Here is an 18,033-nt window from a genome sequence, read left to right on the forward strand (position 1 = left end):
CGGGTGAGTTGGATCGGCTGGTCCGGCCTCCTTGGATGTCGTCCCTCTGTGGAGTCCCCATGGGGACTCCCCGCGTGGAGTCCCCATGTCGTGTGGGCTCCCTGTGTGGCGTGTGGTCAGGCGCGTGGCAGGCGCAGCGTCACCATCTGGAAGGGCCGTAGCGCGAGTACGACGCCCCCGTCCGCGTGCGTCGGCCGCTCGGTGTCCCTCAGTGGGCGCTCCAGCAGATCCGTCAGGACGGCGCGGTCGGCGGCGAAACCGTCGGCGCGGACCGTGGCGCGGGCCCGGCCGCCGTGCGCTTCGTAGAGCCGGACCACCAGGTCGCCGCCGCGGTCGTCGGCCGCCTTCACCGCGCTGACCACGACGGCGTCGTTGTCCACGGTCACCAGCGGCGGGACCTCGGCGGCGGTCCCGGTGACCCGACGCTGGGGCAGATTGGCCCGGTGACCCTCGCGGACGGCGTCGCCGATCGTCGCGCCCGGGACCAGCGCGTGCCGGAACCGGTGCACGCCCTGGTCGGTCTCCGGGTCGGGGTAGCGGGGCGCACGCAGCAGTGACGCCCGTACCGTGGTCGTCGTTCCCGCGTCGGCGCCGGTGCGTACCTCGCGGGTCACATCGTGGCCGTAGGTCGCGTCATTGACGACCGCGACGCCCCAGCCCGGCTCGTCGACGTGCACGAAGCGGTGGTTGCACGCCTCGAACTTGGCCCACTCCCAGCTCGTGTTCTGATGCGTGGGCCGGTGGACATGGCCGAACTGTGTCTCGGCGGCGTACCGGTCGGCCTTCACATCCAGCGGGAAGGAGAGCTTCAGGAAGCGTTCGGTCTCGTGCCAGTCCACCTCGGTGTCGATGTCGAGCCGCTTGGCGTCGACCGGGACCGTCAGGAGCTGTACGACCCGGGAGTCCCCGAAGACCCGCTCGACGCGTACCGAGGTGCCGTCGATCTCCAGCGCGGCGACGTCGGTGAGATCGCTTCCGACGTTCCGGTAGAAGGCGTCGACGTCCCACGCGTCCCACTGGTTGGGGAAGTCGGGGTGGAGCTGGAGCAGGTTGGCGGCCTGTCCCGGCGCGATGGCCTCCCGGTGCGCGAGGTGGTCGTAGGCGGAGACCACGAGTCCGCGTCCGTCGATCTCGATCCGCAGCAGGCCGTTGTCCAGGACGTAGCCGCCTCCTTCGCGCGGGACGGGAAGCACCGCCTCGCCCTGCGCTGCCCGGGGCGCGGCGCCCCCGGCCGGTACACCACCGCGGGTGTGCGGGGCCGAGTTGAACACCAGCTCGCTGCCGCCCGACGCGTCGCCGGCGAGCGCACGCTGTGCCGCCGCGATGACGCTCTCCAGCTCCTCGGCGATCCGCGCATACGTGTCGCGCGCCTCGCGGTGCACCCAGGCGATGGACGAGCCGGGCAGGATGTCGTGGAACTGGTGCAGCAGCACCGTCTTCCAGATCCGGTCCAACTCCTCGTACGGATAGGGGAATTGAGTCCTGGCCGCAGCCGTCGCCGCCCATAGCTCGGCCTCCGTGAGCAGGGACTCGCTGCGCCGGTTGCCCCGCTTGGTCCCCGCCTGGCTGGTGAGGGTGGCGCGGTGCAGTTCCAGGTACAGCTCGCCCACCCACACGGGCGGGTCGGGGTATTCGGCCTCGGCCTTGGTGAAGAAGGCCGAGGGAGCCTCCCACTCGACGGTCGCCGCGCCCTCCAGGTTCCGCATCCGGGCTGCTTTGGCGATCATCTCGCGCGTGGTGCCACCGCCGCCGTCGCCGTACCCGGTCGGCGCGAGGGAGCGGGTGGCGACGCCCTTCTCCTTGAAGTTGCGTGCCGCGTGCGCGATCTGACGGCCTGTCATCTCGCAGTTGTACGAGTCGACGGGCGGGAAGTGGGTGAAGACGCGGGTGCCGTCGATGCCCTCCCAGGCGAAGGTGTGGTGCGGGAAGCTGTTGGTCCGGCTCCACGAGATCTTCTGGGTGAGCAGCCGTGTCGCCCCGGCCGCCTTGATGATCTGGGGCAGGCCCGCCGCGAAGCCGAAGGTGTCGGGCAGCCACGCCTCGTCGTTCTCGATGCCGAACTCTTCCAGGAAGAACCGCTTGCCGTGCACGAACTGACGGGCCATCGCCTCGGACCCGGGCATGTTGGTGTCGGACTCCACCCACATCCCGCCGACGGGGACGAACCGGCCGTCCGCGACCGCCTTCTTGACCCGCGTGTACACCTCGGGCCGGTGCTCCTTGATCCAGGCGAACTGCTGGGCCTGCGACATGGCGAAAACGAAGTCGGGCTCGTCCTGGAGCAGGGCGGTCATGTTGGACGCGGTCCGGGCGACCTTGCGGACCGTCTCGCGCAGCGGCCACAGCCACGCGGAGTCGATGTGGGCGTGCCCGACGGCGCTGACGCGGTGGGCCGACGGGGACGCGGGCACGGCGAGCACCCCGGCCAGTTCGTCCCGCGCGGCCCCCGCCGTGCCGTTCACGTCCTGGAGGTCCACGGCGTCCAGGGCGCGGCTCACCGCTCGCAGGATCTCCCAGCGGCGTGCGCCTTCCAGGGGCAGTTCGGCCATGAGTTCGCCGAGGACTTCCAGGTCCATGACCAGGTTCCACACCGTCTCGTCGAAGACGGCCAACCGCATCTCGCCGAGGACGTATTGGGGTGCGTCGCCCGCGGTGGCCTTGTCGCCCATCGGTGTCGGCCGGAACGGCACTCCGTCCGCGTCGAGGTCGGGGTTGGAGGCGGCCTCGATACGCCAGTCGACGTGCTCGCCTCCGGCCACCGGTGCGCCGACCCGCACGTACGCGTTGCGCGGGTGCAGGCCCTTGACCGGGGTGCCGTCGGGCAAGTGGACGAGGCCCTCGCACTGGAAGCCCGGGGTGCGTGGGGTGAAGCCCAGGTCGAGTACGGCCTCGACGGTGCGGCCCGCCCACGCGGACGGAACCGTGCCGGTGACCTTGAACCAGCTCGTGCCCCACGGTGTGCCCCACGGGGTGCCCGGGGCGATGGGGCGGGTCGGCGCCGCCAACCCCTCGGCGACGGGGACGGGTTCGCCCGGCGTCGACCAGATTTCCACGGTCAGGGGGGTGGTGACGGGGTGGACGGCCGGCCGGACACGTTCCCGAAGGACGCGTTCCAGGCGTGCTTCGACCAGGTTGCGGTCGTCGTGCATGAGAGGGGTCTCCTGTTGGTACGAGCGTGGGCGCGGGCGGATCGGGACCTACCGGTCGGTCACCGGGTCGGGTCGCTCGCAGGTGCTGGTCACCGGGAGCGCGCGGCCCTGGTCCGCCGCGTCCATGAGGGTGAGCATGATGTCCAGGACGTGTGCGGCGAGTTCGGCCGACGCGCGGTGCGGGCGCCCGGCCGACAGGGCCTCGGCCAGATCGGCGAGGCCCACGCCGCGCCCCGCGTCCGCGATGCCCGCGGACACGGGCAGGGTTTCCCAGCCGTCACCGCGGTGGATGTCGACGGGACCGTCGAAGCCGTTCGGGTCGGGCACGGACAGTGAGGCGGAGGTGCCGTGCACCTCGATGCGCGGCAGCCGTGCGGCCCGTACGTCGAAGCTCATGACCAGCGTGGACAGGGCGCCGTCCGCGTGCTCCAGGACGCCGGTGATGTGGGTGTCCACCTCGACGGGGAAGGTCTGTCCCGCGCGGGGTCCGCTGCCGATCGTCCGCTCGGCACGCGGCCGGGAGGAGGCGCCGGTCACCTTGACCACCGGTCCGAGGAGGTGGACCAGGGCCGACAGGTAGTAGGGGCCCATGTCGAGCAGGGGGCCGCCGCCCGCCCGGTAGTAGAACTCCGGGTCCGGGTGCCACTTCTCGTGGCCGGCGCTCGTCATGAAGGCGGTGGCGGCGACCGGCCTGCCGATCAGACCGTCGTCGACCGCCTTACGCGCGGTCTGCACTCCGGTACCGAGGACGGTGTCGGGTGCGCAGCCGACCCGTAGACCCGCGGCGTGCGCCGCCGAGAGCACGGCCTCGGCCTCCTTGCGGTTCGCCGCGAGAGGCTTCTCGCCGTACACGTGCTTGCCCGCGCCGAGAGCCGCCAGGGCGACCTCCGCGTGCGCGGCCGGAATCGTGAGATTGAGGACCGCGTCCACGTCGTCCCTGGCCACCAGTTCGGTCACGGACGACGCCACGGCCACCTCTCCCCCGGACCGCGCCTGCTCCGCGACGGCCTGTGCCCGGCCGTGGTCGAGGTCGGTGACGGCGGTCAGGCGGACGGACGTCAGATGCTCCAGCGTCGTGAGGTAGGCGCCGCTGATCTTTCCCGCGCCCACGATGCCGATCCTCAGCGGCTCGCCCACAGCAGTCCCCTTTCGGTCAACGCGCGGACCTCCGGCACGTCGAAGTCGTCGGGCTTGTGCCCGATGGTCGAGACGAAGACCCGGCCCGCGCCCCAGGTCCTGGTCCACACGGCGGGCATCACGGCGGGCCGGTCACGCAGTTCGTCGGGCGGGAAGGTCGTGGTGGCCAGCACATCGATGTGCGGGTCGGTGAGCACCCAGTACTGCTCGGTGTGCACGGCGAAGTCGTCAAGGCCCGCGATCACGGGATGGTCGGCACGCTCGGGCAGCGGGTGCACGGTGTGGTCGTGGAAGCCCGGCGGATGCATCACGAACTTTCCGCCGGTCAGCAGGTGGTAACCGTGATCGTGGAAGCAGTCGACAATGCCGCCGTGCCAGCCGGCCAGGCCGGTGCCCGCGCGCACCGCGGCAGCCAGATTGTCGCTCTGCTCCCGGGTGATGGTCCCCATCGTCCAGCACTGCACGATCAGGTCGGTGGCGGCCAGACGCTCCGCGTCCTCGTACACGGCGAGGTCGTCCGAGGTCTCGACAGCGAATCCCTGTTCCTTGAGGAACGGGACGAATGCGTCGCTGATCGTCACGGGCTGATGCCCGTCCCAACCGCCGCGGACGACGAGCGCCCGCCGGATGTCGGTGGTCAAGGTAATTGCACGCTCCCATCGGCGCCGCACGGCTCGATGCGGCGTTCGGGGTCGGGTGAGGTCGCCCAGCAGGCCGAGTCGAAGCGGGAGTTGCCGCTGATCGGGGCGCTGCGGGGCCGGGTGCGTTGCGAACCTACGAACGGTCAACGTACTTTGTCAATACGTTTGACGAAGTAGAGAAAGCGCTTTCGTAATCGCCTGCCGGGGAGGCGCCGAGACGCCTGTACGGGGCCTGTGCGGAGCCTGTGTACGGGGCTGTGTACGAGGTCCGCGTACGGGATGGTTGAGCCCGCGCTCCACCGAGCGGGAACGCGGGCTCAACCGTGCGATGTACCGCGATACATGGCGGTGTACGGCGATTGGCTCGGCTTCAGGACACGCGAGTTCAGCCGGTGATCGTGAAGGTTGCCGATGAGTCGTTCTGGGTCGCGACCTGGCCCGGGAGCAGATTCTGAATCTTGTTGCCCGTGAACTTTCCGGTGCCGGTGACGCCCGACGCGACCCAGATTCCCTGCTTGGCGGGACCGTCGATGGTGTTGTTCGTCAGCGTCACGTTCACGCGTGTGCGGTCGACGTAGAGACCCGCGCGAAGTGCCCCGCGCATGACGTTGTCGGTCAGGGTGACGTTCGTGTACGCGTCCGGATACAACGAGCTACTGGGCGGCGAACTGATCCGTACACCGTGCCGGACACTGTTCCAGCCGCCACCGCCGATCAGAACATTCCCGCTGATCGTGGCGGACTCCAGGGGGTGTCCGGTGTCGCCGAACACGCCGATGTCCAGGGCGCTGTTCGACGACACGCTGTTCACCAGGTTGTTCCGTACCTCGACGTTCTTCCCGCCGGCGACCCGCAGGCCGTTGGCCCACCAGGGCGCGATCGCGGTGTTGTTGAGGATCTTGGCGCCGACCACCTGTCCGTTGGTGCCACTGGCCCCGGCATCGGAGTACGTCGCGTAGGAGTCGTCGCCGGTGCCCCGGGCGAAGTTGTTCTGCACCGTGATGTTGTCGCCCAGTTTGTCGGGGTTCTTCGTGTTGCTGTTGTTGATGTTGAACCCGTCGCCGTAGCCGTCCGAGGTCCGGCTGTTCCGGATGACGCCGTTGCTGCCCGACAGCCAGTTGGCGTCGGTGTGCCGCGTCCAGATCCGGTCGACCGACCATCCACCGGCGCCACTGGCGTTGATGCCGTAGTCCGCGCCGCCGGGGCCACCCACATCGCGCCAGACGGCGTTGGAGTCGATCTGGAGGTCACGCAGCGTGGTGCCCGACCCCACCAGGGTCTGCGAACGCCACGACACGGCCGGCAGCGGGACCTTGCGGTAGAGCGTGGAGTACCACATACCGGCGCCCTCCACCGTCACCCCGGTGAAGTCCAGCGGCTTCGACACCAGGCTGTTCGTCAGATACTTGCCGGGCGGGATCCACACCGACTTGCCCTGCTGCTTGGCGGCGTTCACCGTGTTCCGGATGGCGACCGTCGAGTCCTTCCCGAAGGCCGGATCCGCTCCGTAGCCGACGACGGAGAGCGAGCCCGCCGGTTGCGTCCGCGCGGCCCCGACGTTCTCCAGGTCGACGGAGTCGACGTCGTAGACGGCGGCCGTGTTGGCGGAGTCCTTGCGGAGCGTGACGTTGCTGCCCGCGGGAACGGGAGCGCCGGTGATCCGGACGGGGAACTCGTTGTAGAAGCGGTAGGCGGCCCCGCCGGCGTGGGGGTCGTCCGGATTGGTCGTGGCGCCGCGGTAGTTCCACGCCTGCTGCGAACTCAGCGTGATCGCCTGGCGGAAGGCGCCGTTCACATACAGGTTCAGTGACGCGGTGATACCGCCGCCGTTCGGTGCGTCGGGAATCGACGCGCGCACCACCAGGGTGTTGGCCGTCTTGCCCGAGTTGTTCGGCAGGGTCACCGAGTCTCCGGTGCCCTTCAACTCGACCAACGCGTAGCCCGAGGCTTCGGTCTCCAAGGTGGCCACGGTCGGTGGCGGGTCTCCCGGTTTGATCGAGCGGACGCGGGCACCGCCGCCGAGCGTCCCGGCTTCGGCTTCGACCGTCGTGAAAGGCGTGGTGGCACCGGCGGCGGCCACCACCTTGGCATCGGCGCCGGCGGCGGCCACCTTGGTATCGGCGCCGCCCACGGTCACCGCACTGCCTTCGGCGGCCAGGAGAACCGTGAGCGAGGCGGCGGCGACCGACGCGACGCCACCGAGCCAGATCGAAGCGCCTCGGAATCTTTTTCGATGCATTCTTCACCTCTTGTCGGGATGAACGGGGCAGCCGAATTGACGCGAGCCCACCGAGGCACGCTTTCGTCCATCAATTCGACAGAGCAGTGCCCATGAGTCTCCGAGCCTCCACGTGACACCACGAACCTGTGCGTTGCCTGTGACGGCAGGCAAAAGGCCCAAGACACCAGGTACTCAAGGGAGTTGCGACCCGACGGGCACGGCCGGGCGGGATGTGCTGCGAACCTAGAAACCGTCACCACAGTTTGTCAACACGTTGGACTTAATACACAGTTACGGGCCCCGGGCATTCGGCAGTCGGTATTCCGGATTTCGCGGGACCGGTGCCGAGTGTCGGAGGATGATGAGCGATCACGCCCGGCGGTCGGGTGGGAGCGCGTACGGCAGGCAGCGGGGGCCGGAGCGCGGTACGAAGCCGGGAGGGGACGGTGAGTCGCGTGGGCGGATGGGTACGGACCGGCGCGTTCGCCGTCGTCGGCACCGTGCTCGCGGCTTTTGGGCATCACACGGTCGCCGAGGGCCCGGTGCCATGGGCGCTCGTACTGGCCCTCGCGGCGGCCCAGTTCGCGCTGTTCTGGCCGGTGGCCAGGCGACGGCGCCCGCTGCCGGTCGTCGTCGCGTGCACGCTCGTCGCCCAGGGCGCGTTGCACGGCGTGCTGACGGTCGCGGGCGGGTCGTACGGACGGGCGACGGATGGGTCGCCCGGAGGAGCGGCGGCCTCGTCGTACGGCGCCATGGGCGGTCACTCCGGCCCCGGTCACTCCGGCGTAGGTGCCTTCGCGGACCATCCCGGCCCCGGTCACTCCGGCATGAGCGTCGTCGCGGACCACCCCACCATGGGTTCCCTCGGTGGCCACCCCGGTCTGGTCCCGGGCGACGGGCATTCCTGGCATCACGCCGGATTCGCGATGACCGCGGCGCATCTGCTCGCCGCCGCGGCGGTGGCATGGCTGCTGCACCGGGCGGACTCGGCGCTCACATCGGCGCTGGACACGGCACGCACGGCGGGGCGGGCGGCCGGTGTCGTACTGGCGCGGGTGCTGCCCCGTCTCACGTTCCGGACCGCCCGCGCGGCGACGCGAGAGCCGATGCGCGGGCCACTCTTCGGGTACGCGGCCCCGCCCGCCCCGACCGGTACCGGGGTGGAGGCCCTGGCCCACGCGGTGGTGCGCAGGGGCCCACCACGTGGCACCGGAGCCCGTCGCGCCGTCACGTCCGGCGCCTGACGCGCTCCTCCCTCTCTTCCTCCATCTCCCTTACCGGGGCGGCGACTTCAGCGCGCCCGGCCCCTCCCCCACCAGCTAGGAGTTCCCCTGTGCCCAGACACGACCTGACCCGTGCGGCACGACGTACCGGACTCGCGGGCGCCATCGCGCTCGCGGCCGGCCTCGCGATGGCCGGCACGGCGTACGCGCACGTAGAAGTCACCGCCGACACCCCGCAGGCCCTCGCGGAGAACGTCACACTCAACTTCACCTCGGAGGCCGAGTCGGGCTCCGCGGGGTTCACCGAGGTACGGATCGTCCTGCCGAAGGGCATCACACCGGGCGATGTGTCACTCGACTCCGCCCCCAAGGGCTGGAAGTTCAAGGCCACGGCCGACGGATACGCGGTCGCCGGCCCGAAGCTCCCGGTGGGAACGGACGCCGTGCACAAAGTCACCGTGCGGCAGCTCCCGGACGCCGACGAGCTGGCGTTCAAGGCCGTCGAGACCTACAGCGACGGCGAGGTGTCCCGCTGGATCGAACTGCCCAGCGGCGACAAGGAACCGGCGCAGCCCGCCCCGCTCCTGAAGCTCAAGGCGGCGGCCCCGGGCGCCGCTCCACTCAGCCCGAGCCCCACCGCGAGCCCGACCGCTCCGTCCACCCCTCCGCCGTCGTCCACCCCGTCACCGGAGGGCACACCATCGCCCTCCGACGCGAAGAACGCCGCCGACGACTCCGGCGACGGTCCGTCGTCGGCCCTGCTGATCACCGGTGGGGTGGCGGCGGCGCTCGTCGTGGGCGGGGGCATCTGGTGGTTCACGCGGCGCGGGAGGACGCCGGGCGAGGACAGCTGACCGGGGCATAAGGACGGCGCCCCACGCCGGGGCGCCGTTCGGCACACACGCCCGCATGACGCTCGGCACACACACCCGCGCATGATGCTCGGCACACACGCCGCGCAGGGCACTCGGTACCTCCGTCCCTGGCACCCGGTTCCGGGGACGGAGGGCGAGACATCCGGCGACGGCGGGAGGGGCGGAGGAGGCACCGGCTCACGTCTCGTCGAGCGCCGCCTCCACGCCCTGGACGAGCCGCCACATCGGCACACCACGCTTGGCGAACACCACGACGACGTCGTCCGCCGGATCGCCGCCCCCGTCACCACCCGCGCCCGCCCCCGGCCCCGCGCACAGGTCGCACCAGACCTGGTGCACGTACTCCAGCGCCTCGTCCACATCGGCGAGCACATCGCCGCGCCCCCCGGAGCGCAGCCACGCGCGCAGGGCGTGGTTGTGCGCGGCCACGACCGACGCGGCGACGACATCGGCCCGCAGGGTGCGGTCGGGGCGGACGGCGAAGCGGGCCCGCAGGAATTCGGCGAGGACCTTCTCGTACCGCCACACGACGGACAGTTCATGGGTGCGCAGCCCCGGGACCTGCCGGGTCAGCCGGTAACGCTGTACGGAGAACTCCGGGTTGTCGGCGTACATGCGCCCGACGAAACGGGCCGCGTCGCACACCCGCTGCACCGGGTCGTCGTCGGGCCCACTGGCGCCGAGGAAGCCGCTCATCTCGGCGAGGCGCCCTTCGTGGTCGGGGAAGACCACGGCTTCCTTCGAAGGGAAATAGCGGAAGAAGGACCGGCGGCCCACTCCGGCGAGGGCCACGATGTCGTCGATCGTGGTCTGCTCGAAGCCGCGCTCCACGAACAGCTGGAGCGCCGCCGCGACCAGCGCGTCCCGCATGGCCGGCTTGGCCTGGCCGCCGTTCGCGGGCCGCTCCCGCGTCTCACCGCTCATGTGTCGCAACCTCGCACTTGGTCTGGAGCATGCCCTGAGGCTCGCATGAGAGCCCTCATGAGAGCACTGAGTACCCTACTCTTTCGACACTAGGTGTCATACGATCGGCGTGTCACCCCACTCGACAAAGGCTGCCTCATGTCTCATGACTTCGATCTGTACCGGCCGGCGGAGGAGCACGAGATGCTCCGGGATTCGGTGCGCGCGCTGGCCGAGGCGAAGATCGCGCCGTTCGCCGCCGCCGTGGACGAGGAGGCGCGGTTCCCGCAGGAGGCGCTGGACGCGCTGGTCGCGGCGGATCTGCACGCGGTGCATGTGCCGGAGGAGTTCGGTGGCGCCGGGGCGGACGCGCTGGCCATGGTGATCGTGATCGAGGAGGTCGCGCGGGTGTGCGCGTCGTCGTCACTGATCCCGGCGGTCAACAAGCTCGGCTCGCTGCCGGTGATCCTGTCCGGCTCGCCGGAGCTGAAGAAGAAGTACCTGGGCCCGCTGGCCAGGGGCGAGGCGATGTTCTCGTACTGCCTCTCCGAGCCGGACGCCGGATCGGACGCGGCGGGCATGAAGACGAGGGCGGTCCGCGACGGCGACCACTACGTCCTCAGCGGGGTGAAGCGGTGGATCACCAACGCCGGGGTGTCGCAGTACTACACGGTGATGGCCGTCACCGACCCGGACAAACGGTCGAAGGGGATCTCCGCGTTCGTCGTGGACAAGGACGACGAGGGCGTGTCGTTCGGGGCGCCGGAGAAGAAGCTCGGCATCAAGGGCTCCCCGACCCGTGAGGTCTACCTCGACCAGGTCCGTATCCCCGCCGACCGCATGATCGGCGACGAGGGCACCGGCTTCGCCACCGCGATGAAGACCCTCGACCACACCCGCATCACCATCGCCGCCCAGGCCCTCGGTATCGCCCAGGGCGCCCTGGACTACGCCCGCGGCTATGTCCAGGAACGCAAGCAGTTCGGCAAACCGATCGCCGACTTCCAGGGCATCCAGTTCATGCTCGCCGACATGGCGATGAAGCTGGAGGCCGCCCGCCAGCTCACCTACGCCGCCGCCGCCAAGTCCGAGCGTCTCGACAGTGACCTCACGTTCTTCGGCGCCGCCGCCAAGTGCTACGCATCCGACGCGGCGATGGACATCACCACCGACGCCGTCCAACTCCTCGGCGGCTACGGCTACACCCGTGACTACCCGGTCGAGCGCATGATGCGCGACGCCAAGATCACCCAGATCTACGAAGGAACCAACCAGGTCCAGCGGATCGTCATGGCCCGCAACCTGCCGTAACCGGACCGCACCCTGGCGCAACCTCCCCTGGATCCGCACCGGGGCGGACTCCTTCGAGCCCGCCCCGCTGCGGATCCCGTGTCCTCCTCCCTTACTCTGAACACGCCCCACTACTAGGACGTCCTACTAAATCTTGGAGGGCACCGTGTCCGTCGGGACCGCCGCCTCGCAGCTCCACCGGCCGGACCATCCCGTCCGATTCGTCACCGCGTCCAGCCTCTTCGACGGTCACGACGCCTCGATCAACATCATGCGGCGCATCCTCCAGGCGCAGGGCGCGGAGGTGATCCACCTCGGGCACAACCGGTCCGTCAGCGAGGTGGTCGACGCCGCGCTGGAGGAGGACGTACAGGGCGTGGCGGTCAGCTCGTACCAGGGGGGGCATGTCGAGTACTTCGAGTACCTGGTCGAGTTGCTACGGGAGCGGGGTGCCGGGCATGTCAAGGTGTTCGGCGGGGGCGGCGGCGTCATCGTGCCCGAGGAGATAGCGCGGCTGTCAGGGGCCGGAGTCCATATCTTCTCGCCCGAGGACGGACAGCACCTCGGTCTGGCCGGCATGATCAACACGCTGATCAGGGACTGTGACATCAGCCTCTGGGAGGCGGGTCCCGCCGATGTGACGCAGGTACTCGCCGGGGAGCGGGCCGGTCTGGCGCGGCTGCTCACCGGTCTGGAGGAGGGCAGCGCGCCCGACGCCGATCTGCGGGTGCTGCGGGATGCGGCGGCCCAGCGCCGGGTGCCGGTCCTCGGCATCACCGGGACGGGCGGCTCGGGCAAGTCCTCGCTCACCGACGAGTTGATCCGCCGGCTACGGACGGACCAGGGCGACAAGCTGCGGGTCGCGGTCCTTGCGGTGGACCCGACACGGCGGCGCGGCGGTGGCGCGCTGCTCGGCGACCGGATCCGGATGAACTCCCTCGACGGGGACCGGGTGTTCTTCCGGTCGCTGGCCACGCGCGGCAGCAGCGAACTCCCGGAGGGGCTCGCGGAGGCGATCACGGCGTGCAAGGCGGCGGGGTACGACCTGGTGGTCATCGAGACACCGGGTATCGGTCAGGGCGACGCGGCCATCGTGCCGTTCGCTGATGTGTCGCTGTATGTGATGACGCCGGAGTTCGGCGCGGCCACGCAGCTGGAGAAGATCGACATGCTCGACTTCGCCGACGTCGTCGCCATCAACAAGTTCGAGCGGCGCGGCGCCGAGGACGCGCTGCGGGACGTGGGGCGCCAACTCGTCCGTAACCGTGAGGCGTTCGGGTCGTCGCCGCAGGACATGCCGGTGTTCGGGACGAGCGCGGCCACGTTCAACGACGACGGGGTCACCGCGCTCTACCAGCATCTGCGCGGCCTCCTCGCCGAGCGCGGTATGCCCGTGGAGCCGGGGTTGCTGGCCCCGGTCACCACGCGTCGCTCCAGTGGCGCGGCGCAGATCGTGCCGGCGTCGCGGAGCCGCTACCTCGCCGAGATCGCGGAGACGGTCCGCGGCTATCACGCCGATACGGCGGTGCAGAGCGACCATGCGCGGCGGGTGCAGCGACTGGACGCGGTACGCGAGGAGTTGACCGCGGCCGGGGCCGGTACGACCGTGCTCGACGGGCTCCTCGCGGGCGCGCGGGACGACCTCGACCCGCAGGCCCGGCGGCTTCTCGACGAGTGGCCGGAGACCGTACAGGCGTACTCCGGCGACGAGTTGGTGGTCACCGTACGGGAGCGGGAGCTGCGGACGACCCTGCGCCGCGAGTCGCTGTCCGGCACCCGGGTCCCCCGCGTGTCGCTGCCCCGCTACAGCGACCACGGGGAACTGCTGCGGTTCCTGCGTGCCGAGAACCTGCCGGGCCGCTTCCCGTTCACGGCGGGTGTCTTCCCCTTCAAGCGCGAGGGCGAGGATCCCGCGCGGATGTTCGCGGGCGAGGGCGATCCCCGGCGCACCAACCAGCGGTTCCACTATCTGTCCAGGGACGCCGAGGCGACCCGCCTGTCCACCGCCTTCGACTCGGTCACGCTGTACGGCCGCGACCCCGATCCGCGCCCCGACATCTACGGCAAGGTCGGCACCAGCGGGGTGTCCGTGGCGACCCTTGAGGACATGAAGGACCTCTACGCGGGGTTCGACCTGGTGGCCCCGACGACCTCGGTGTCCATGACGATCAACGGTCCGGCGCCGACGATCCTCGCGTTCTTCCTCAACACCGCCGTCGACCAGAAACTCGACGCGTTCACCGCCGAGCACGGCCGGGCACCCGATGCCGAAGAGGCGGCCGGGGTACGGGAGTTGGTGCTGCGGTCCGTACGGGGCACGGTGCAGGCCGACATCCTCAAGGAGGACCAGGGCCAGAACACCTGCCTGTTCTCCACGGAGTTCAGCCTGCGGATGATGGCGGACATCCAGGAGTGGTTCATCGCTCAGGGCGTCCGCAACTTCTACTCCGTGTCCATATCCGGCTACCACATCGCCGAGGCCGGGGCGAACCCCATCAGTCAGCTCGCGTTCACGCTCTCCAACGGCTTCACCTATGTGGAGACCTATCTCGCCCGTGGCATGGCGGTCGACGCCTTCGCACCGAACCTGTCGTTCTTCTTCTCCAACGGCATGGACCCCGAGTACTCGGTCCTGGGACGGGTCGCCCGGCGTATCTGGGCGGTGGCGATGCGGGACCGGTACGGCGCGGACGAGCGCAGCCAGAAGCTGAAGTACCACGTGCAGACCTCGGGCCGCTCCCTGCACGCGCAGGAGATGGACTTCAACGACATCCGCACCACCCTCCAGGCCCTCATCGCCCTCTACGACAACTGCAACAGCCTGCACACCAACGCGTACGACGAGGCCGTGACCACGCCGTCCGAGGACTCGGTGCGCAGGGCGCTGGCCATCCAGCTCATCATCAACCGGGAGTGGGGGCTCGCGATGAACGAGAACCCGCTCCAGGGCTCCTTCGTCATCGACGAACTCACCGATCTGGTCGAGGAGGCCGTGCTGAAGGAGTTCGACCGGATCAGTGAACGCGGCGGAGTGCTCGGCGCGATGGAGACCGGCTACCAACGCGGGCGTATCCAGGACGAGTCGATGCTGTACGAGCAGCGCAAGCACGACGGCACGCTGCCGATCATCGGCGTCAACACCTTCCGTAACCCGCGTGCCGACACCGCCGCTCCGGCGACCGTCGAACTGGCCCGTGCCACCGAGGACGAGAAGCGGTCCCAGCTCACCCGGGTGCACGACTTCCAGTCCCGGCACGGTGAGGCCGCCGAGTCGGCGCTCGGGGCGCTCAAGGAGGCGGCGGTGCGCGGCGAGAACGTCTTCGCGGTGCTGATGGACGCCGCCCGGGTGTGCTCGTTGCAGCAGATCACCGAGGCGTTCTTCGAGGTCGGGGGCGAGTACCGGCGCAACGTCTGAGCGGCGCCCCGACCGGCTGAACCCTGCCTCGGACGGTCGGCGAACCAAGTATTGGGCCGGGCTTCACCACGGTGACGCCCGGCCCCTCTTGGCGTGTCCATGGAAAAGCGGCATGCTGAACTCCGCTTACCCCCCACCGCAGTTCGGGCCCGCGCGCCGGGTCGCCGAGGAGGACACTGTGCACGGAAAGCCGTCATCGAGGTTGCTGAGGTCGCGGCGGTTGCGGAAGGTGTCGCTGACCGGCGCGGTCACCGCCGCGCTGGTCCTCGCCTTCCCGTCGACCGCCTTCGCCGCCCCGCCGGGGGCCCTGCCCGCCAATGCCAACGGACTGGAGCAGACCTTCCAGCCCGCGTACGACTACGACAAGGACGGCTGCTATTCGAGCCCGGCCATCGGGCCTGACGGAACCATCGCGCCCGGCCTCGGCATGGGCGGTGACGTCAACGGTCAATGCCGTGACCTCTCCGACCTGGACAACACCAACGGCTACTCGCGCGAGAAGTGCAACAACGGCTGGTGCGCGATCATGTACGCCCTCTATTTCGAGAAGGACCAGGTCTCCCTCGGCCCCGGCAGCGCCGGGCACCGGCACGACTGGGAGCACGTCGTGGTGTGGGTGCAGAACAACCAGGTCGAGTACGTCTCCACGTCCAACCACGGCAGCTTCACGGTCCACAACCGGTCCCAGATCCGGTTCGACGGAACCCACCCGAAGATCGTGTACCACAAGGACGGCATCAGCACACACTGCTTCCGCGCCGCGAACTCCAACGACGAGCCGCCGGAGAACCACAAGGGGACCTGGCAGTTCCCCTCGCTCGTCGGCTGGGAGGGGTATCCCCCGGGCCTGCGTGACAAGTTGAGCCAGGCCAACTTCGGCAGCGCCCTCCTCGGCATCAAGGACGGTCAGTTCAACGGACACCTCGCCAAGGCCAAGCCGGCCGGCATCCCGTTCGACCCCAACGCCTGAGTCAGGCCCGCCCGGCGCGCGACGCGAGCGCGGCGCGCAGTCGGGTCGCCGCCGCGGCGGCCTCTTCGGCGGAGAACGAGAGAACACCGTTCTCAGTCATCAACTGGTGGAACTGCTGCTGTTCATAGGGGACTCCGGGCGGCAGCGCGGCGATGTGCCAGTGCAGATGGGCGTTTCCCTGCATGCTGCCGAGGGAGTACAAATACATGCGCTCGGTCGGGTACACGTCCTCGACCGCGAGGGCGACCTCGCGGACGACCCGCATCAGACCCGTGTACGCCCGCTCGTCCAGGTCCCGTACGACGTGCCCGATGTGTGCTTTCGGCGCGACCAAGACCTTGCCCGGGACGGTGGGCCAGCGGTCGAGGAACGCGATGTGGTCCTCGTCCTCGTAGACGGTCTCGTGGGCGTAGTCGGGGTTGCCTGCCAGAAACTCGCAGACGAAACACGGCCCGCGCCGGGCCCGCTCGACGTACGCCGTCGGGTCGTACGGATGGTCTGTCACCGGACCCATCCTGCCCGGTCCGGTGATCTGTTGCTGTGAGGACGGGGTGCGGATATCCCCCGCGCCGTCGACGGCCTCTTCCGCAACTCCCGCCCGACTGGCACCATCCCACCTCACCAGCCACTCGACGGAGGCAGGGACTCCGGTCCCTCGGCAGGAGGACGACATGACTTCCGCACCATCCGGGGAACAGCAGCGGGCGGCCGGAGAAGACACCGGCGGGGACAACTGGCTGGCGCGTCTGGCGCTGCGGTTCACCGCCTTCACCGAGAAGTGGCTGCCCGACGCGCTCGGTTTTGTCCTGGTCGGCACCTTCGCGGTCTTCGCGCTGGGCCTCCTCACCGGCGAGAAGCTGACCGGCGCCCCGTCCGATCCGGCGGCCACGACCGGGTTCGGACTCGTCGACGCGTGGGGGCAGGGGTTCTGGTCCCTGATCACCTTCACCCTCCAGATGGCGATGATCATTATCGCCGGGTACGCGGTCGCGGTCTCGCCGCCGATGGGACGGCTGATCGCGAGGATCGCCGGGCTGCCCCGTACGCCACGGGGTGCCATCGCCTTCACGGCCGCCGTCGCCATGGTCACCGCCTATCTGAACTGGGCGTTCAGCCTGGTCTTCACGGCGATCCTGGCCAAGGAGATCGCCCGCCGGATCACGGGCGTCGACTACCGGGCGCTCGGCGCGATGGCCTTCCTCGGCCTGGGCACCGTATGGGCCCAAGGTCTGTCCGGGTCGGCCGCGTTGCAGGTGGCGAGCGACGCGTCCAGCCCGCCGGCCGTGCAGAAGGTCATCGAGGAGGGGCGCGGACCGGGGAACGGGCTGATACCACTGACCGACACGATCTTCCTGTGGCAGGGCATGGCCGCCACCGCGATCGTCTTCGTGATCGCCGTCGTCACGGCCTGGTTCCTCTCGCCCTCACCGGAACGCGCTAAGAGCGCCGAGCGGTTGGGCATCGACCTCGGACCGAGTGTCGGCGCGGACCGCACACCGCTGCGACGGAACCGACCCGGCGAGTGGATCGAGTACAGCCCGGTCTTCGCGGTGCTGCTGTTCGCGCTGGGCGCCTGGTATCTGGCCCGGCACTTCGCCCGCGCCGAGGGCAGCGCCCTCAACGCGCTCGACCTGAACACGGTCAACCTGATCCTCATCCTCCTCGCGCTCATCCTGCACTGGCGGCCGGTGCGTCTGGCGCAGGCGGTGAAGGAGGGCTCCCCCGCCGCGTCCGGTGTGCTGCTCCAATTCCCGCTCTACGGCGGCATCTTCGGGATGATCGCCTTCACCGGCCTGAGCAAGACCATCGCGGGCTGGCTCGTGTCGGTGTCGAACGAGTTCCTCTACCCGGCCTTCATAGCCCTCTACAGCATGGTCCTCGGTGTCTTCGTGCCCAGCGGCGGCAGCAAATGGGTCATCGAGGCGCCGTACGTCCTGGACGCGGGCAATCAACTCGGCGTCCACCAGGGCTGGATCGTCGTGGTGTACGACTTGGGCGAGGCGAGCGCCAATCTGCTGCAACCGTTCTGGATGCTGCCCACGCTCACCATCCTGGGCCTCAAGGCGCGGGACATCATGGGCTACACCTTCGCGATGTTCCTGGTCTGCTTCCCCGTGGTCCTCGTCCTCGTGACGCTCTTCGCCCGAACGCTCAGTTTTCCGTGAACCCCGCCTCACCGGACGGGGTTCACATCATTTCCGTACAGGCA

General features: G+C 69.7%; 12 protein-coding genes. 6 read left to right on the plus strand and 6 right to left on the minus strand.

Annotated features, from left to right (window positions below; genetic code table 11):
- Positions 1-116: 116 nt before the first annotated feature.
- From ACFVT5_RS16570 to ACFVT5_RS16585, 4 genes are all read right to left on the minus strand, one after another.
- Positions 117-3,149 carry an alpha-mannosidase gene (locus ACFVT5_RS16570; protein ID WP_389887271.1) on the minus strand — a complete coding sequence of 1,011 codons (3,033 nt, stop codon included), beginning with the start codon at positions 3,147-3,149 and terminating at the stop codon, positions 117-119.
- Between the two features lie 48 nt (positions 3,150-3,197).
- On the minus strand, positions 3,198-4,286 hold the full coding sequence (locus tag ACFVT5_RS16575; protein WP_389887274.1) for a Gfo/Idh/MocA family protein: 1,089 nt from the start codon (positions 4,284-4,286) through the stop codon (positions 3,198-3,200).
- Positions 4,271-4,927, minus strand: a complete 657-nt coding sequence (locus tag ACFVT5_RS16580) for a ThuA domain-containing protein (protein WP_389887277.1) — start codon at positions 4,925-4,927, stop codon at positions 4,271-4,273. Before ACFVT5_RS16580 ends, ACFVT5_RS16575 begins: the two co-directional genes overlap by 16 nt.
- 385 nt (positions 4,928-5,312) lie before the next feature.
- Entirely contained in the window at positions 5,313-7,166 is a 1,854-nt protein-coding gene (locus ACFVT5_RS16585) for a right-handed parallel beta-helix repeat-containing protein (RefSeq protein ID WP_389887280.1), read from the minus strand.
- A 428-nt stretch (positions 7,167-7,594) separates the two neighbouring features.
- On the opposite strand from ACFVT5_RS16585, the gene ACFVT5_RS16590 reads away from it, so the two are divergent.
- Together ACFVT5_RS16590 and ACFVT5_RS16595 are read left to right on the plus strand one after the other, a co-directional pair.
- Positions 7,595-8,392, plus strand: a complete 798-nt coding sequence (locus tag ACFVT5_RS16590; protein WP_389887283.1) for a hypothetical protein — start codon at positions 7,595-7,597, stop codon at positions 8,390-8,392.
- Between the two features lie 89 nt (positions 8,393-8,481).
- Entirely contained in the window at positions 8,482-9,225 is a 744-nt protein-coding gene (locus tag ACFVT5_RS16595) for a DUF1775 domain-containing protein (protein ID WP_389887286.1), read from the plus strand.
- Positions 9,226-9,423: 198 nt separating this feature from the next.
- On the opposite strand, the gene ACFVT5_RS16600 is transcribed toward ACFVT5_RS16595, so the two are convergent.
- The gene (locus ACFVT5_RS16600) at positions 9,424-10,170 is read right to left on the minus strand and encodes a TetR family transcriptional regulator (RefSeq protein ID WP_389887289.1); all 747 of its coding nucleotides are present in this window, start codon (positions 10,168-10,170) and stop codon (positions 9,424-9,426) included.
- A gap of 138 nt (positions 10,171-10,308) precedes the next feature.
- On the opposite strand from ACFVT5_RS16600, the gene ACFVT5_RS16605 reads away from it, so the two are divergent.
- The 3 genes from ACFVT5_RS16605 to ACFVT5_RS16615 all read left to right on the plus strand — a co-directional run bounded on the left by ACFVT5_RS16605 (position 10,309) and on the right by ACFVT5_RS16615 (position 15,824).
- Positions 10,309-11,460 carry an acyl-CoA dehydrogenase family protein gene (locus ACFVT5_RS16605; protein WP_389887291.1) on the plus strand — a complete coding sequence of 384 codons (1,152 nt, stop codon included), beginning with the start codon at positions 10,309-10,311 and terminating at the stop codon, positions 11,458-11,460.
- A gap of 145 nt (positions 11,461-11,605) precedes the next feature.
- Positions 11,606-14,854: a fused isobutyryl-CoA mutase/GTPase IcmF gene (icmF, locus tag ACFVT5_RS16610; protein WP_389887294.1), complete on the plus strand. Its 3,249-nt coding sequence runs from the start codon at positions 11,606-11,608 to the stop codon at positions 14,852-14,854.
- A 202-nt stretch (positions 14,855-15,056) separates the two neighbouring features.
- Complete coding sequence (locus tag ACFVT5_RS16615) at positions 15,057-15,824, plus strand: NPP1 family protein (RefSeq protein ID WP_389888163.1); 768 nt, start codon at positions 15,057-15,059, stop codon at positions 15,822-15,824.
- Position 15,825: 1 nt separating this feature from the next.
- Here ACFVT5_RS16615 and ACFVT5_RS16620 read toward each other — a convergent pair whose 3' ends face one another.
- Complete coding sequence (locus ACFVT5_RS16620; RefSeq protein WP_389887297.1) at positions 15,826-16,338, minus strand: HIT family protein; 513 nt, start codon at positions 16,336-16,338, stop codon at positions 15,826-15,828.
- 157 nt (positions 16,339-16,495) lie between these two features.
- On the opposite strand from ACFVT5_RS16620, the gene ACFVT5_RS16625 reads away from it, so the two are divergent.
- Positions 16,496-17,989: a short-chain fatty acid transporter gene (locus ACFVT5_RS16625; protein WP_389887300.1), complete on the plus strand. Its 1,494-nt coding sequence runs from the start codon at positions 16,496-16,498 to the stop codon at positions 17,987-17,989.
- The last annotated feature ends 44 nt before the right edge of the window (positions 17,990-18,033 follow it).

It is taken from the genome of Streptomyces sp. NPDC058001, assembly GCF_042886315.1.
Lineage (GTDB): Bacteria > Actinomycetota > Actinomycetes > Streptomycetales > Streptomycetaceae > Streptomyces.